We start from the raw sequence: 16,538 nt of genomic DNA on the forward strand, positions 1-16,538 counted from the left end.
GTTTGTGTGCAAATAATGACGTCTTCGCCGCGCGATGATGTTTCGCGAAACAGCCACCAAATTGCACGTTAGGCATAAACGCGTTGATTCTTTGTAACGTTTTGCACTGAGAACGCGGATATTCCGCTGATAACCAGGTTATCGGCGTTCAAAAACGAAAAAAGCCGGCAGCGCGCCGGCTTTTTCGTCTGCTGTGCAGGTATCGCTGCCTCAGCGGCTGCCGTAGGTCTGGTCGAGCAGGCCGCCGGCGGCGAAATGCTCTTTCTGCACCTTGTCCCAGCCGCCGAAAACGTCTTCCACCGTCAGCAGCCGGACATCGGGGAAATCGGCCTTGTATTTCGCCGCCACAGCGGCGTCGCGGGCTCTGAGGCCGTTGCGGGCGGCGATGTCCTGGCCCTCCGGTGTGTAGAGGAAGTCGAGATAGGTCTTGGCCAGATCGCGCGTGCCGTGATCGTCGGCAACCTTGTCGACGATGGCGACCGGGAATTCGGCCAGCAGGCTGACCGAAGGCGTAACCTGCTCGAACTTGTCGTCGCCATACTCCTTGCGGATGCCGCGCGTCTCCGACTCGAAGGTGATCAGCACATCACCGATCTCGCGCTGCACGAAGGTGGTGGTCGCGGCGCGGCCGCCGGTGTCGAAGATCGGCACGTTGTTGAACAGCTTGGTGATGAACTCTTTCACCTTGGCGTCGTCGCCCTTGAAGGCTTCCTTGGCGTAGGCGGTGGCCGCCAGATAGGTGTAGCGCGCATTGCCGGATGTTTTCGGGTTTGGGAAGATCACCTGCACGTCGTCGCGCACGAGATCGTTCCAGTCCTTGATGTGCTTGGGGTTGCCCGCGCGGACAAGGAACGAAGGCAGAGAATAGAAGGGCGAGGCATTGTCAGGGAAATCCTTCTGCCAGTCGGCCGAGACGAGGCCCTTCTTGACCAGGAAGTCGATGTCGATGACCTGGTTGAAGGTAACAACGTCGGCGCCAAGGCCCTCGGCGATGGCGCGTGCCTGCGCCGAAGTGCCGGCATGCGACTGGTCGACGGTGACGCCCGGATGCTGGGCGATGAAAGCCTTGTTGACCTGCACGAACAGTTCGCGGCCGACATCATAGGATGCGTTGAGCAGTTTGTCGGCCGACCAGGCTTGGGAGGATGCAAGGAACAGGCCGGCGACGGTGGCAAGCCCGAGGAAAAATCGTTTCATGAAAACAGGCTCCGATGCAATGCGTTGATGGTCGGACCATAGCCGTGACGTATCATGCGCGACGAGGCATGCGCTGTCGGTTCGCGCCCTCGTCGTGGGAAAATATATCGCCTAAGTTGGCACCTGTTGGAATTCTGTTCCAGGAGATGGCTACCTTCGTCGGAGTTTTTCTGCGCCTTGTTTGCGGTGCTGCATGGCATATACAAAAGGCAGATACAAACAGCTGCCGCCATGCCCCAGAACCGTCATTCAACAACGCCGCCCAAGGAGGCGAAGCTGTTTCGCAACAACCGCAGCCCAACACGGGAGAGTTCACCCGGATCAGGAATCTGAAGGTCGAAAACTGGTTGGCGTAGCGCTTGAGCCGAGAATCAAGCCGCCGGAAAAAGCTTCCAGCGGCCGGGGCGGAACGCCACCCGGCTTTTTTGCGCCGCGGGATGATCGACCGGCAACTCGATTTCGACCCGCTGACGCTCACCACCGATTTCAAGCTCGACCCGGCGCGTGCCGGCGACGCGCCGGCTGGCGGCGACCGTGCCGGCGATGCAGCCGCTGCAGCCGTCCAGCAATTCGACATCGTGCGGGCGGAAGTAGAGCGTCGCATCGCCCGAGGGCTCGTTGGGCGCGGCAAGCCCGATCGGACGGTCGGCGAGCCAGATCTCGCCATTCTCGACTTTGACGGGAAGCGAGCTCGATTCACCGATGAAGCCGTAGACGAAGGGCGAGTTCGGCGTGTCGTAGATGTCGTCGGCGGTGCCGACCTGCTCGATGCGACCCTGGCTCATCACCACGACGCGGTCGGCAAGCTCCAGCGCCTCTTCCTGGTCGTGGGTGACGAAGACGGTGGTGTGGCCGGTGGCGTCATGGATTTCGCGCAGCCAGCGGCGCAATTCCCGGCGCACCTGCGCGTCAAGCGCGCCGAACGGTTCGTCGAGCAGCAGCACCTTGGGTTCGATGGCCATGGCCCGCGCCAGCGCCACGCGCTGCCGCTGGCCGCCGGAAAGCTGCGCCGGATAGCGCTTTTCCAGCCCCGACAGCTGGACAAGGTCCAGAAGCTCGGAGGCGCGGCGGCGGATCTCCTGCGCCGGGGGGCGCGACGGCCCGTGCCGGACCTTCAGGCCGAAGCCGATATTGTCGGCCACCGTCATGTGCCGGAACAGCGCATAGTGCTGGAAGACAAAGCCGACATTGCGATCCTGGATCGACTTGTGCGAGGCGTCCTCGTCGCCGAAGAAGATGTTTCCGCGCGTCGGCCGCTCCAGTCCGGCGATCAGCCTGAGCAGCGTCGTCTTGCCGGAGCCGGACGGCCCCAGCAACGCGATCAGTTCGCCCGACTTGATATCGAGCGACACGTCGTGGAGGGCCGGAAACCGGTCAAACTCCTTGCGCACGTTGGCAACGCGAACTTCCATGCAAATCCCTCTGTCAGTGTCCGCGCGTCGCGGCGATCTCGGCGCCGTAGCGCATCTCGAGAAGTGTTTTCAAGACCAGCGTGACGAGCGCCAGGCCCGCAAGCAATGAAGCGACGGCGAAGGCGCCGACGGCGTTGTACTCGTTATAGAGGATTTCGACATGCAGCGGCATGGTGTTGGTCAGGCCGCGTATATGGCCCGACACCACCGAGACCGCGCCGAACTCGCCCATGGCGCGCGCATTGCACAGGAGCACGCCGTAGAGCAGCCCCCATTTGACGTTGGGCAAGGTCACGTACCAGAAGGTCTGCCAACCATTGGCGCCAAGCGAAAGCGCTGCCTCCTCGTCGCCATTGCCTTGCTCCTGCATCAGCGGGATCAACTCGCGGGCGACGAAGGGGAAGGTGACGAAGATTGTGGCCAGCACGATGCCCGGCACGGCAAACAGGATGACGATGCCATGCGCTTTCAGCCAGGTGCCGAGCAGCCCCTGGGCGCCGAACAGAAGCACATAGACGAGGCCCGATATGACCGGGGAGACCGAGAAGGGAAGGTCGATCAGCGTGGTCAGGAAGGCCTTGCCCTTGAACTCGAACTTGGCGATCGCCCAGGCGGCGGAGATGCCGAACACAATGTTGAGCGGTACCGAGATCGCGGCGACCAGCAGCGTCAGCCGGATCGCCGAGCGTGTGTCGGGATTGCCGAGCGCTTCGGTGTAGGCACCGATGCCCTTGGCGAAGGCTTCGTTGAAGACGATGATCAGCGGCAAGAGCAGAAAAATGCCGAGGAAGGCAAAGGCGACGGCCATCAGGGCCAGGCGCGCCGGGCGGCTTTCCGTGACCGCCGCCGATTGGCTTTCATGGTGCGGTTCGTAGGATTTGATCTCCGGATCAGCCATAGCGCTTGCGGCTCCACGACTGTGCGAGATTGACGACCAAAAGCATGATGAATGACAGAGCGAGCATGATCGCCGCAATCGCGGTTGCCGCCGGGTAATTGTATTCCTCCAGCCGGATGACGATCAGCAGCGGCGCGATCTCTGATTTGTAGGGCAAGTTGCCGGCGATGAAGATGACCGAGCCGTATTCGCCGACGCCGCGCGCGAAGGCGAGCGCGAAGCCGGTGACGATGGCCGGCGCCAGGCCCGGAAACAGGATGCGGGTGATGATCTGGAAACGATTGGCGCCAAGGGTGGCCGCGGCTTCCTCCACTTCCTTGTCGATCTCCTCCATGATCGGCTGCACGGTGCGCACGACGAAGGGCAGGCCGATGAAGATCAACGCGATGACGATACCCAGCGGGGTATAGGCGACCTTGATGCCGAGCGGCATCAGCAATTTGCCGATCCAGCCGTTCGGCGCGTAGAGCGTGGTCAGCGCGATGCCGGCCACAGCCGTCGGCAAGGCGAAGGGCAGATCGACCATGGCATCGACGATGCGGCGGCCGGGGAAGCGGTAACGCACCAGCACCCATGCGACCAGCGTGCCGAAGACGACGTTGACAGCAGCCGCGACGAAGGCAGTGCCGAAGCTGATTCTCAGCGCATTGATGGTGCGGCGATCGGTGGCGATCGCCCAGAATTCAGGCCAGCCAAGGGCGGCCGAGCGCCAGAGCAGCCCGGATAGCGGGATGAGAATGATGAGGGTGAGGTAGGCAAGCGAGAAGCCGAGCGTCAATCCGAAACCCGGAATGACGCTCGGCTGCCTGAATCGCCACCCCGCCTGGGCGGGTGCTGTGGTCATGTCGTCCTGAATATCGACTGCTTACTGGGGCTTGTAGATCTGGTCGAATATACCACCATCGCCGAAATGATAAGGCTGTGCTTTTTTCCAGCCACCAAACTGTGGATCGTCGATGGTTACAAGTTTGATCGGCGGCAGCTTGGCGAGGTCCTCGGCCGGCACCAGATCGGGCTTGGCAGGACGATAATGGTTCTTGGCGATGATCGTCTGCGCTTCCTTGGAGTAGAGCCAGCTCAGATAGGCTTCGGCGATCTTGCGCGTGCCCTTGGCATCGACATTGGCGTCGACCACCGCCACCGGCGGTTCTGCCAGGATGGAGGTCGGCGGGTAGACGATGTCGAAATTGTCGGCGCCGAACTCGTCGAGCGCCAGATAGGCCTCGTTTTCCCAGGCGATAAGCACATCGCCGAGACCCTTTTGCGCGAAGGTCACGGTCGAGCCGCGCGCGCCGGTGTCGAGCACCGGAGCATTGGCGTAGAGCTTGCCGACGAACTCCTTGGTCTTGGTCTCGTCGCCCCCGTCATTGGCGTTGGCGTAGGCCCATGCGGCGAGATAGTTCCAGCGCGCGCCGCCGGACGTCTTGGGATTGGGCGTGATCACCTGGACACCGTCCTTGACGAGGTCGCTCCAGTCGTGAATGCCCTTGGGATTGCCCTTGCGCACGAGGAAGATGATGGTCGAGGTGTAGGGCGCCGAATTGTTTTCGAATTTGGTGCGCCAGTCCGGATTGATCTTCTTCGACTTCGAGACGATGGCATTGATGTCGCCTTCGAGTGCCAGCGTCACCACATCGGCGTCGAGGCCGTCGATCACGGCGCGGGCCTGGGCGCCCGATCCGCCATGCGACTGCTGGACGGTGACCGTCTCTCCGGTCTCGGCCTTCCAATGGGCGACGAAAGCTTCGTCATAGGCCTTGTAGAGCTCGCGTGTCGGATCGTAGGAGACGTTGAGAATGGTGGTATCGGCAAACGCGAAACCGAGCGTGCCGAACTGGACAGATGTGGCGACCAGTGCGCCGAGCAGTTTCCTGAAATGAGGTTTGGTCATTTCTGCCTCCGTTGAACCCGCGCCAAATCTACCGAATTGGTAGAAATTAGATGCATTCAATGTTGCCTTTTTTGCCCCTCTTGAGAAAATGTTCGGCGCCATTTCGTCCTTTGGAGAAATATTTTCCTCTTGCGGCCAAAGGAAGAATCCATGGCCCTGCCACTCAGCCTATCTAGCAATGGGTAGTGCCGAGGCAAGGTGTGGAATTTGATCCGGTGCCTCAATCGGCGGTGATGCGAAAGTCGAAACGCTGTTCGGCGAACGGTTCGCTTTTCAGCGTGAAGTGCCACCATTCCCTTGCATAGTTCTTGAAGCCGCCCGCGCGCATGGCTTCGACAAGCATCTTGCGATTTGCCGCTTCACTGGCAGGGCCGCGGTATGCGGTTTCGCTCATTGAATCAAAGCAGTCGAAACCGGTACCGAAATCGAGCGTGTCGGCATCCCCGGTGCCGCAGGCCGGGTTCGGGCTGGACCTGCGGTCCATCCGGGCGACGGCGACGTCGACGGTCGAGCCACGTGAATGGGTCGACAACTCTCCGACATAGCCCTTGGCGATCAGGTCGCTGCGCCTGACCTTCGGATACCATTGCGGATCGGGCGGCCCGCCCTGTTTTGTCCATTCGCCCATGTCGGCGACGGCGCGGGCAGGGCGGTAGCAATCGAACACCACCAGGGTCAGGCGTTTGGCCGCGATCGCTTTCTGGACGACGGAGAGTGCCTTCGCCGCATCCTCTGTGAGGATGCAGACCGGGGCGTCATAGCCGTTCACCTTGCGGTGCAGAAAATTATCCGATCCGGCGTAGCGGATGTCCTGGCGGATCGAGGGGTCGACATCGGCGAGCCGGACAAAGCCGGCGGGGAGTGGGTCAGCGAGAGCAGGGAGGGTGATTACCGGGACAAGGATTGTTGCTGCCAGTGCTGAGGCTGCCGACAGGAAAGGATCGCGCGAGGCACCCCCCTCTGCCTTGCCAGGCATCTCCCCCGCAAGGGGGGAGATTGGCAGCTTTGGCGTCCTGCTCCACCATTGATAACTGGCGAAAGCGGCAAGGACATCCGATCGCCCTCCTTGCGGGGGAGATCGCCGGCAGGCCAGAGGGGGGTGCCTCGGAACAGGCATGGGTGAGTATCCTGCTATCCGCTGAGCCTGTGGAAAGCCAATTCCACGAATCGCTTGCAGCCGTCTATTCGACAAACACCTTCACGCTCGCCGCACGTCCCGCGGCGTCGATGACGGTCAGCGTCGAATATCCAGCGCCGTCGGGCTGCCAGGTCGCGGTGCGGCGACGGTCGATGCCCACCAGCGGCTTGCCGTTGGCCAGCCAGCGGAACGGCGCACGGCCGCCTTGCAGTTTCAGCACCAGCGGCGAGGCGTCGACCGAATTGGTGCCGAGATCGACGCGGGCGCCGTCGGGCGGGAAGATGATGGTCGGTGCGGGTTCGGTCACTGTCGCCTGCACCAGACCGTCCGCTCCGGCGCCGAAGCGGGCGAGCGTCACCGGCAGGTCCTCGCGCCTGGGGCTGAACAGTCCGGGCGGCTTGCCCGGCAAGGGGACGGCGACCAGGCCCGAGCGGACAAAACCCTCGAACAGGATGGGAGCGGCCGAGACATAACCGGACAGTCCGGGCACCGCGCCGGCGTCGGGACGGCCGACCCAGACACCGAGCACATAGCGGCCGTCGAAGCCGACCGACCACGCGTCGCGGTACCCGTAGGACGTGCCGGTCTTGTAGGCAATGCCGCGCTGCAGGGCACCCTCGGGCGGCTTGACGCCCGACAGTATGTCGATGATCTGCCAGTTGGCCTGACCGTCGAGGATGGTGGCGCTGGTGCGCTCGGCATTGGCCGGCTCGGTGCCGTCATGCAGCGTGTGCGTCTTGCCGCCATTGGCGAGCCCTGTGTAGAGCTGGACGAGGTCGCGCAGCGTGACGCCTACGCCGCCAAGGCCGATGGCCAGGCCCGGCGCCTCGTTGACCGGCAGTATGGGGCTGACGCCGGCCTGGCGGAAGCGCGCCATCAGCCGCGTTGGCCCGACCGCGTCGAGCACGCGGATCGCCGGCACGTTGAGCGACAGTTGCAGCGCTTGCCGGATGCTGACATCGCCCTGGTAGCCCATGTCGAAATTCTTCGGCCGGTAGCCGGAGAAATCGACAGGGCTGTCATCGATCAGCGTCTCCTGCGCCACCAGGCCCTGTTCGAAGGCAAGACCGTAGATGAACGGCTTCAGCGTCGAGCCGGGCGAGCGGACGATCTTTGTCATGTCGATCCAGCCGGAGCGGTTGGCGTCGAAGAAATTGGCCGAGCCGACTTCGCCGAGAATGTCGCCGGTGCGGGAGTCGGCCAGCACCATGGCGACCGACAGGCGAGGGCCGAGCTTGGTGGCGGCGTCCCTCGCCACCTGTTCCAACCCTTCCTGGACGCTCTTGCGGATCGTCAGTTGCAAGGGCTGGCCGGGGACGGCCTTGGGCAGCATCGCATAGGCTGCATGCGCAGCGAGGGCCGGCAGGGTACGGCGCAGGCCCGAGACATCGTCGAGGGCGGCACGCGCGGCCTCGCGCTCGCCGAGCAGTCCGGAAGAGACCATGCGGGTCAGCACCCGGTCGCGGGCGGCGTGGGCGATCTTCAAATTGCGGTCGGGCCGGCGTTTTTCCGGCAGCTGCGGCAGGGCGACGAGCAGGGCGGATTCGGAAACGGTGAGCCGTTTCGGCTCCTTGCCGAAATAGGCCAGCGAGGCGGCGCGCACGCCTTCCAGATTGCCGCCATAAGGCGCCAGCGTGAGGTAGCGTTCGAGGATTTCGCGTTTCGACAGCCGCCGTTCGATCTGGATGGCGCGCAGCATCTGCTTGATCTTGGAGCCGAGGCTGCGGCTTTCGCGCGGCTCGATCAGCCGGGCAAGCTGCATCGAAAGCGTCGAGCCGCCGGAAACGATGTGGCCGCTGGTGGCGAACTGGCCGGCGGCGCGCGCCAGCGCCAGCACGTCGACGCCCTCATGGTCCCAGAAACGTTTGTCTTCGTACGTGACCAGCATGTCGACGAATTGCTTGTCGACCTGGTCGAGCCGGGTTTCGAGCCGCCAGTAGCCGTCCGGCGTGGCGAAGGCGCGCAACAACTGGCCGTCGCGGTCCTGGACTTCGGTGGAGACCGTGAGTTCGGCCGGAAGCGGGGGCGGGAAGGCGCGGTCGAGTTCCCAGAGGGACGCGGCGGAAAGGGCGAGGATGCCGGCGCACCCTGCCGCTCCAACAGCGAATTTGCGAAGCATCTTCATGGCAGTAAAGATGCCCCCTCATCCGGCCGCTTCGCGGCCGCCTTCTCTCCGGTGGGGAGAAGAGACTGGCGCCAGCGCTGGCCGTCTCCTCTCCCCTCGGGGAGAGGTCGACCGAGCGAAGCGGAGGGCGGGTGAGGGGGCACTTTGCTCATCGCGTCCATCACCATCAGCGCCTTACGGCGCCTTGATCTCCATCATGCCGGTGGCGGTGCGGGCCGAGTATTGCGGCCGATACATGTCTTCCACCGTTGCCGCGGGGTGCGCATAGGTACCCGGCGTCACGGCGCGCACGACATAGGCGAGGGTCAGATTGTGGTCGTGGTCGCCGTCGGCCGGGTTGAATGCCGCGACGAAACGGTCGTCGCGGAATTCGAGATGGGCCGCATCGGTCTGCGCCAGCCACGAGAAGTTCGTCAACTGGGCGCTGGAGACCAGGCCGGGATTGTCGATCTCGAAGCCGGCCGGCAACAGGTCGGTGACCAGCAGGCGCGATGGCCATGTGTTCTGCTCGTTGACCTTGAGCACGACGACATAGCGTTCGTTCTGCGTCGCCTCGGTGACATTGGCCTCGGTGCCGTCGAGCTTGTAGTAGGTGCGGCTGATGGTGAAGCCATCGCCGCCGGCCGGCAGGGGCTGGACCGGCGACGCCACCGTGGTGACGACGGCCTGCAGCGGGGTCTTGCCGGTGTTGGCGATGGTCAGCGGGCTGTCGACAAGGTCAGAGCCTTCGACCTGGTCGGAGTAGCCGCCGGAATGTGCCGCGCCATTGACGGTCAGCGTGATCGTATCATTGCCTTCTTTCAGCGCGCGGGCCGCCAGCAGCATCCAGGATTCGTCCTGGGTGCTGGTCCAGCGGGCTTCGGCGCGTTCCCTGGTCACCAGCCTGATCAGCTCCGGCACGATTGTCGGTACCGGCTTGGATTCCGCCGCCAACGCCAGCATCGCCGCGCCATCACGCAGCCGCGAACCGTAGTCGGAGCGGTAGTAGTCGTAGTCGGTGGTCGACTTGGCCAACTGCAGGGCAGTCTTGAACGTCGATTCCGCACGCGGTGTATCGCCGTAGAGCGCCAGGCTTGCCGCCAGCTGGGCAACGGCCATCGGGCTGGAAAAAGCTTCGAGCTGCGTGTCCGCATAGTAGCGCAGGTCGCCGATCGAGGCCTTCTTTTTGCGGGCCAGAACGTAGAGGGCGTAGGCGATCTCGCTGCCCCGGTCCTGGACGCTCTGGTCGTAGCCGAGTGAGTTCTGCAGGTTGCTGAGCGCCTGGTTCATGGCCAGGCTCGGCACGTCGTATTTCTGCTCGCGCGCCCTGGTCAGGAAGTCGGTGACATAGGCATCGAGCCACAGATCGCCGGAGCCCGGCCCCCACAGGCCGAAGCTGCCGCCCGAGGCCTGATAGCTCAGAACCTTGTAGATGGCGTCCTGGATGCGGCCATGGATATCTGGATCGCTGGCCATGCCGATGCCTGACGCCAATTCATTGACGTAGAGAAGCGGCATGGCGCGGCTGGTGGTCTGCTCGGCGCACCCATAGGGGTAGCGGTCGAGCGTCATCAGCAGCGAAGGCACGTCGAAGGCGGCAGCCTGCGAAACGCCGACGCTGACAGAGGCGCCGTCGAGCAGGCTTGCCGCGAGCAGCTCCTTGTCGACGCGAAGCGCGCCGCCATCGCCCTTGAGGTCGACCACCAGGCGGGTGGTGACCGGTAATTGCGCCGGGCGCACCGGCACATAGAGCGTCTGCTCGACCTTGGTGCCGTCGGCATGGGCAAGCTTGATGGTGAGCGAGGCATTGCCGGCCGTCTGAGCGATCAGCGGCACGGTTAGCGTCTGGCGCTTGCCCTGGGCGAGCGTCAGCTTCTGGGGCAGGGGCTTGTCGCCCGTCGACAGGTCGCCCGTCGTTTCGATCGAGAACGCATAGTCGCCGGCCGGACCATCGGTGTCGGCGACGTCGAGGCGCATAACGGCGGCGTCACCAGGCGCCAGGAAGCGCGGCAGGCCGGCGGTGATGACCACGGGATCGCGCACGATCACGTCGGACTGGGCGTGGCCGACCGCGTCCTTGGTCCAGGCGACGGCCATGACGCGCACGGTGCCGTTGAACTGCGGGATGTCGAAGTCGACCCGCGCCTTGCCGTCGGCGTCAAGCTCGACGACGCCGGAGAAGAAGGCGACCAGCTTTTCGGTCGGCGGGCTGCCTTGCGCCTGCATGTTGGCGCCGTCGCCGCCGGTCCTGAGCTTGCCGGCGTTGCCCAGAGAACCGTCGATCAGGCGACCGTAGATGTCGCGGATTTCCATGCCCAGCATGCGCTGGCCGAAGAACCAGTTCTCCGGATCCGGCGCCTTGTAGCTGGTCAGGTTGAGGATGCCGACATCGACGGCGGCAACCATGACATAGGCATTGCTGCCCGGCTGCACGCCGGCGACCGAAACCGGGATCGACAGCTGCTGGCGCGGCATGGTCTTGTCCGGTGGCGTCAAGGTGATGGCTAGCTTCTTCGAACCCGGATCGACCTTCAGCCATTTCACGCCGATGGCGCGGGCCGGCATGCGCGTCTCCTGCGCATCGCCCGGCCGGAACAGGGTTGCGGTGACATAGGCGCCGGCGCCCCAGTCGTCGCCGACCGGAATGTCGACGGTGCTGCCGCCGGCCGGCACTGACGCCGTGATGGTCTTCAACAGCTTGTCGGAGCCGATGTTGATCAAGAGTTCGCCGGCAAAATGCGGCGAGATTTTCAGCTTGGCCACTTCGCCGGCGGCATAATTGTCCTTGTCGAGGGCGATTTCGAGGCCGTCAGGCGTTTCGGTGGTGGTCGAGGAGACATACCAGCCGGCGTCGAACTCGTAGCTGGTCGCCGGTCCTTCGGGATCGGCGGTTTCAACCTCGAGCCTGTACTGACCCCAATCGACCGGCACGGAGACCGTTGCGTCGCCGTCGGCGTTGAGGTCGACCTGGCCGTTGGCGATCGACTTGGTGAAGGTCACCGGCTCGTAATTCCACGAATTGTTGGAGCGGTACCACTGGTAATTGCGTTCGACCTTGACCAGCGTCCATTGCGCGCCTTTCAGCGCCTCACGCTTGCCGTCGGGATCGACGGCGATCAGGCTGAACTTGGCCGTGCCGCCCTGCGGCACTTCATTGTCGGCGAAATCCGGACGAATGCCGATCATATGGCCCTGCGGGCGGATGCCGATGTTGAGCGAGCGCTCGATGGCGCGGCCGCCGGTTTCACGCATCCTGACCGTCACCTTGGCGTCGACCAGCTTGGTGGTCGAGGGCAGTTGGTCGACGGAGACCGGGAAGGTCACCTTGCCGTCATCGCCAACCACCGGCAGATCGGCGAGGGGGGTGACCGTGGGTTCGGCCGACTGCTCGTCGGCGAGACCGAAGGAAAAGCCCTGGAAACGGTCCCAGTCGCGCGACGTCGACAGCGTCAGCTCGCCTTCCAGCGCCAAGCCTGCTGCCGGCGCGCCATAGAGGAAGCGGCCGTCAATGTCGATGTTGGCGGTTTCGCCTTGGGCGATTTCCTGCTTGTCGGCCTTCATGTCGAATTCGATGCGATCCGGCACGAAATCCTCGACCAGGAACATCTGGCTGGCCACCGCGGGCTGCTTGGGATCGGTGTAGATCGACACCGACCAGGTGCCGCGCATGGCGTTGGGGGCGAGCGGCAGGTCGACGGCATGGCCGCCGGCCGATGCGCCGTCGCTGACGATACGGCGGTCCTCGACGCCGTCGGGGCGCGAGAAGATGAAGGTCAACGGCAGGTTTTCGACCGCCTTGGCGGCACCGTCGCGAGCAAGTGCGGCGACATGAACATCCTCGCCGGCGCGGTAGATACCGCGTTCGGTCCAGGCATAGACGTCGAGCGCACCTGGCGCCGCGCGCCCGGTGACGCCGCGGTCGGACAGGTCGAAGCCGGCCCGGCCCATGTCGAGGAAGACGAAGTCATTGTCGCCCTGCTTTGCCATCAGCACGGCCGGCACCATGCCGCCGTCGCCGCGCGTCAGGCCGGGGTTGAAGACGGCATGGCCGTCGGCATCCGACGTCGCCGTGCCCAGAACCTCATTGTTCCTGGCGACCAGCGTCAGTTCGGCGCCGGCGATCGGCTTGGCGCTGCCCAGCGAACGGGCAAAGACATTGAGCCCGTCCTGACCGGTATAGGTCGACAGGCCGATGTCGGAGACGACGAACCATTGCGTGGCCATCGAGTTGTAGTCGTCGCTCTTGTCGTTGACGGCCTGGGCGGTCAGCACGTAGACGCCGGGCTTGCGCTGCGGCACCGCCTGGTCGACCGGGAAGGAGGTGGTGACCTCCTTGTTGAGGTCATTGGCGATGTCGAGCTGGCCTTGCCAGACCGGCGCGCCCATCTGCTCGGAAATGTTGGAGATGTCATAGCCGTCCAGCTGGTGCAGGAACTGGTAGCCCGACAGAAGCTGGGCGAGCGAACGATCGCCGATGCGATAGAGCTTCATCTCGGCAGCGTTCATGTTGACGGTAACGATCGGAATGCCACGGCGCGCGCCGGCCGGCAGCACGAAGCTATCACCGGTGAAGCGGGCGGACGGTGCGCGGTCCTGGACATAGATCGACAGCACCACGGGTGCCGCGGTCACTTCGCCGATTGCCGCCGGCAGGCCGGCGCGGAAGGTGACGTCGTAGTGCTGGCCATGCTCCAGCCCTTCGACGCAGATCTGCTTGTCCTTGGCCTGGACGCCCTTGGGCGGTGCATTGTCGACGGTGACGAATTGCGCGTAATCGACGCCGGTCTTGACCAGATCCTCGGAGAATTGCGCGCAGATGCGCGGCGCGCTGGTGTCGGCGTCGATGGTGTGGTCGATAACGCGGAAACCCTTGCGCGCCTTCAGATCGGCATAGTCGGCCTGGACCGCCGGCGACGGGTTCAGGGCAAGGCTCGCCTCATAGGCCTGTAGCGCCGGCCGGTAGAGATCGCGCTTGTCGAGGCCGTTGCCGAGCAGCGCCAGCACTTCGGCGCGCGTCTTGGTGGTGCGCAGTAGTTTATAGGCATTGAATGCGGCCGAAGTGCCGTTCGTCGGCAAAGTGGAAGCTTCGGATGTGCTGGCGGCGGGCTGCACGGCCAGCGTTTCACGCGCCAGGTTGAGCCAGAGCTGGCCATCATCGGGCAGTACCGAGACAGCGGCCTCGTATTTCAGCATGGCGGAGCGGTGGTCGCCGGTCAGCACGGCCTGTTCGGCGGCACTCAGCAAGGCAGCCATGCCTTCTGTCGGCTTGTCATAGGCCGGGCCGAGCAGCTTGTTGCGGTATTGCTGGGCCTGGTCGGCCATCCAGTTGGGGAAGAAGGCGAGTTCCGGCGGCGCGCCGATATCAGGATCGCCATCGATGTTGACGACCTTGCCGGCGACCGCGCCATTGAAGGTTTTCAACTGGTTGTAGTCGGATTTGAGGAAGCACCATTTGGCCTTTTTATTGTAGGTGAAGGCGCGGCAGGCCGGGTCTCCCAGGCATGTCGTCTTGCACTGGTCGATTGTCACATTCTGGTCGGACCTGAGATCAAAGCCGAAATAATCGGAATTGTCCGTTGTCGCGATACGCCGGGCTTCGGCCGCCTGCGAGACGCTGCTCCAGGCCAGGACATTGGCCCAGGCAAAAAACAGGAGAATCAGAATCGAAAGACCACGAGCCGCGCGCATTGCCATAACACCCCTCCAGACACAGCTGACGTCCGGGCATGATCAAGCTTCAGTCAGGCTTGTCAACACAAGGACGCGGCAGGGGTCCGCCTGCCAACGGTTTCCTTTCCGGTCGATGACCGGTAGTACCTCCATAGGACAGGGGATCACGCTTTCTTGCGGCGACGCAAAAGGTGTGAATTCCAAGCCCGTCCTATTTCAGACAATTGGATTGTGGCCCCTTTACGAGCGCTTCAGAACTTCATTCCAATTTTAGTTTTGTAACCTAGGTTGTCTTAATGCTGGCGCATGAAGAGCAGATGTCAGGAGGTCTCGCGCCAGGGCGTGCGCTTCCGCGCGCCCTGCTGCTGGCCATGATGTGCTCGACCGTGCTCGTCGCCGAATCGCCCCCGGCGGCCGCTTTCGAGCTTTTCGGCATCAAGCTGTGGGGATCGTCCAGCGACGAGGATGCCGACATCGTCGATCCGCTGCGCTACGCCGTGACCATCAATGCCCCCGACGCCGACAAGGACCTGGTCAAGAAGCTCGAAAATGCCTCGGCGCTGAAGAGCGACGAGGAGCGTCCGGTTTCAGGCTCGCTCGGGCTGATGGCCAAGGCGCGCAGCGACCGCGAACAGCTTGTCGCCGCGCTCTATGCCGATGCCCGCTACGAAGGCGTCGTCACCGTCACCATCGACGGCAAGGCGCTCGACGATTTGCCGCCGGATGCCGAATTCAAGGGTCCGCAGCCGGTTCCCGTGGCGATCGACATTGCTACCGGGCCGAAATTCACCTTGGGCAATATCAGGCTGCAAGGCGACGCGGCAGGACTGATGAGCGCCGATTATGGCCTGATATCAGGCGGCGACGCCGGATCCGGCGCAGTGCTCAAGGCCGAGGCGCTGATCGTGCGGACGCTGAAGGAGCAAGGCAGGCCGCTGGCAGAGGTGACGGACCGCCAGATCGTCGCCGACCATGCCACCTCGACGCTCGACGTGACGCTGACGGTCGCCGCCGGACCGGTCGCCGGCTATGGCCCGACCACCGTGGAAGGCACCGAGAAGGTCGACCGCGACTTCACCGAATACATGACCGGCCTCAAGCGCGGCCGGCAATACTCGCCGCAAGAGATCGACGACGCGCGCGACCGGTTGCTGGCGCTCGAGGTCTTCAACAGCGTGACGTTCAAGGAAGCCGACAAGCTCGATGCCGACGGCAACATTCCGATCGGCGTCCAGGTCAGCGAGCGCAAGCCACGCTATTTCGGCGTTGGCGGCACTTTTTCCAACACCGAGGGGCTGGGCCTTGAGGGCTATTGGGGCCACCGCAATTTGTTCGGCCGGGCCGAGAAGCTGCGCATCGATGGCAAGATCAGCGGCATCGGCAGCAACGATCTCGGCGAACTCAACTACAATGCCGGCATCATGTTCGAGAAACCCGGTGTGATCGGACCGGCATCGAAGTTCTTCGCCGGCGTCAAGACGGTGCTCGAACATCCTGATGCCTATGACCATTTCTCGGTCAAGGGCAGCGCCGGCCTGTCCTACGAACTGACCAAGAAGCAGACGGTTTCCGCCGAGGTGGCGCTCGACTATTCCCGCATCCACGACGCTTTCGGCAAGCACAAATACCTGATCGCCAGCATTCCGCTGCAATATGTCTACGACAACAGGGACAACCGCCTGAACCCGACCAGCGGCTTCCGGGTGCTGGCCTATGCCGAGCCGAGCTACGACATTTTGAATGGTGCGGCCTTCCTGAAGCTCAAGGGCGAGGGATCGGCCTATCAGTCGCTGGATTCGGCTTCCAAGTTCGTGCTGGCCGAACGTGTCGCCATCGGGTCGATCGTCGGCACCGGGCTTCAGAATGTGCCGGCCGACCGGCGCTTCTATTCCGGCGGCGGCGGTTCGGTGCGCGGCTACGCCTATCAGGGCATCGGTCCGAAGGATTTCACCGGCCAGCCGATCGGCGGCCTGTCCTTCTTCGAAACCTCGGTCGAGATGCGCATCGCCATCACCGATACGATCGGCATCGTGCCGTTCGTCGATGCCGGCACCGTGTCGACCAAATCGGTTCCCGATTTCTCCGATGTCAAGGTCGGCGCCGGCGTCGGCCTGCGCTATGTCACGCCGTTCGGGCCGCTGCGCATCGACGCGGCCGTGCCGCTCAACCGCGATCCGGGCGATCCGCATTTCGGCATCTATGCCGGCATCGGACAGGCATTCTGAGCG

Annotated in this window: 9 protein-coding genes; 1 reads left to right on the forward strand and 8 read right to left on the reverse strand. The window is 63.7% G+C overall.

From position 1 onward, the window contains the following. Positions 1 to 210 precede the first annotated feature (210 nt). The 8 genes from MESCI_RS15425 to MESCI_RS15460 form a co-directional block, all read right to left on the reverse strand. Complete coding sequence (locus tag MESCI_RS15425) at positions 211 to 1,197, reverse strand: sulfate ABC transporter substrate-binding protein (protein ID WP_013530872.1); 987 nt, start codon at positions 1,195 to 1,197, stop codon at positions 211 to 213. Between the two features lie 371 nt (positions 1,198 to 1,568). Next, positions 1,569 to 2,609 carry a sulfate/molybdate ABC transporter ATP-binding protein gene (locus MESCI_RS15430; RefSeq protein WP_013530873.1) on the reverse strand — a complete coding sequence of 347 codons (1,041 nt, stop codon included), beginning with the start codon at positions 2,607 to 2,609 and terminating at the stop codon, positions 1,569 to 1,571. A gap of 13 nt (positions 2,610 to 2,622) precedes the next feature. Beyond that, a complete protein-coding gene (cysW, locus tag MESCI_RS15435; RefSeq protein ID WP_013530874.1) occupies positions 2,623 to 3,507 on the reverse strand; it encodes a sulfate ABC transporter permease subunit CysW in 885 nt (294 codons plus the stop codon). Then, complete coding sequence (gene cysT, locus MESCI_RS15440) at positions 3,500 to 4,351, reverse strand: sulfate ABC transporter permease subunit CysT (protein ID WP_013530875.1); 852 nt, start codon at positions 4,349 to 4,351, stop codon at positions 3,500 to 3,502. Before cysT ends, cysW begins: the two co-directional genes overlap by 8 nt. Before the next feature lie 21 nt (positions 4,352 to 4,372). After that, on the reverse strand, positions 4,373 to 5,398 hold the full coding sequence (locus MESCI_RS15445; RefSeq protein ID WP_013530876.1) for a sulfate ABC transporter substrate-binding protein: 1,026 nt from the start codon (positions 5,396 to 5,398) through the stop codon (positions 4,373 to 4,375). 220 nt (positions 5,399 to 5,618) lie between these two features. Continuing rightward, positions 5,619 to 6,374: a M15 family metallopeptidase gene (locus MESCI_RS15450; RefSeq protein ID WP_164919916.1), complete on the reverse strand. Its 756-nt coding sequence runs from the start codon at positions 6,372 to 6,374 to the stop codon at positions 5,619 to 5,621. A gap of 205 nt (positions 6,375 to 6,579) precedes the next feature. Next, positions 6,580 to 8,661 (reverse strand): penicillin-binding protein 1C, encoded by a 2,082-nt coding sequence (gene pbpC, locus MESCI_RS15455; protein ID WP_013530878.1) that lies wholly within the window; start codon positions 8,659 to 8,661, stop codon positions 6,580 to 6,582. A 174-nt stretch (positions 8,662 to 8,835) separates the two neighbouring features. Beyond that, positions 8,836 to 14,334 carry an alpha-2-macroglobulin family protein gene (locus MESCI_RS15460; RefSeq protein ID WP_013530879.1) on the reverse strand — a complete coding sequence of 1,833 codons (5,499 nt, stop codon included), beginning with the start codon at positions 14,332 to 14,334 and terminating at the stop codon, positions 8,836 to 8,838. A 272-nt stretch (positions 14,335 to 14,606) separates the two neighbouring features. On the opposite strand from MESCI_RS15460, the gene MESCI_RS15465 reads away from it, so the two are divergent. After that, positions 14,607 to 16,535 carry an autotransporter assembly complex protein TamA gene (locus MESCI_RS15465; protein WP_013530880.1) on the forward strand — a complete coding sequence of 643 codons (1,929 nt, stop codon included), beginning with the start codon at positions 14,607 to 14,609 and terminating at the stop codon, positions 16,533 to 16,535. The last annotated feature ends 3 nt before the right edge of the window (positions 16,536 to 16,538 follow it).

It is taken from the genome of Mesorhizobium ciceri biovar biserrulae WSM1271 (assembly GCF_000185905.1).
Lineage (GTDB): Bacteria > Pseudomonadota > Alphaproteobacteria > Rhizobiales > Rhizobiaceae > Mesorhizobium > Mesorhizobium ciceri.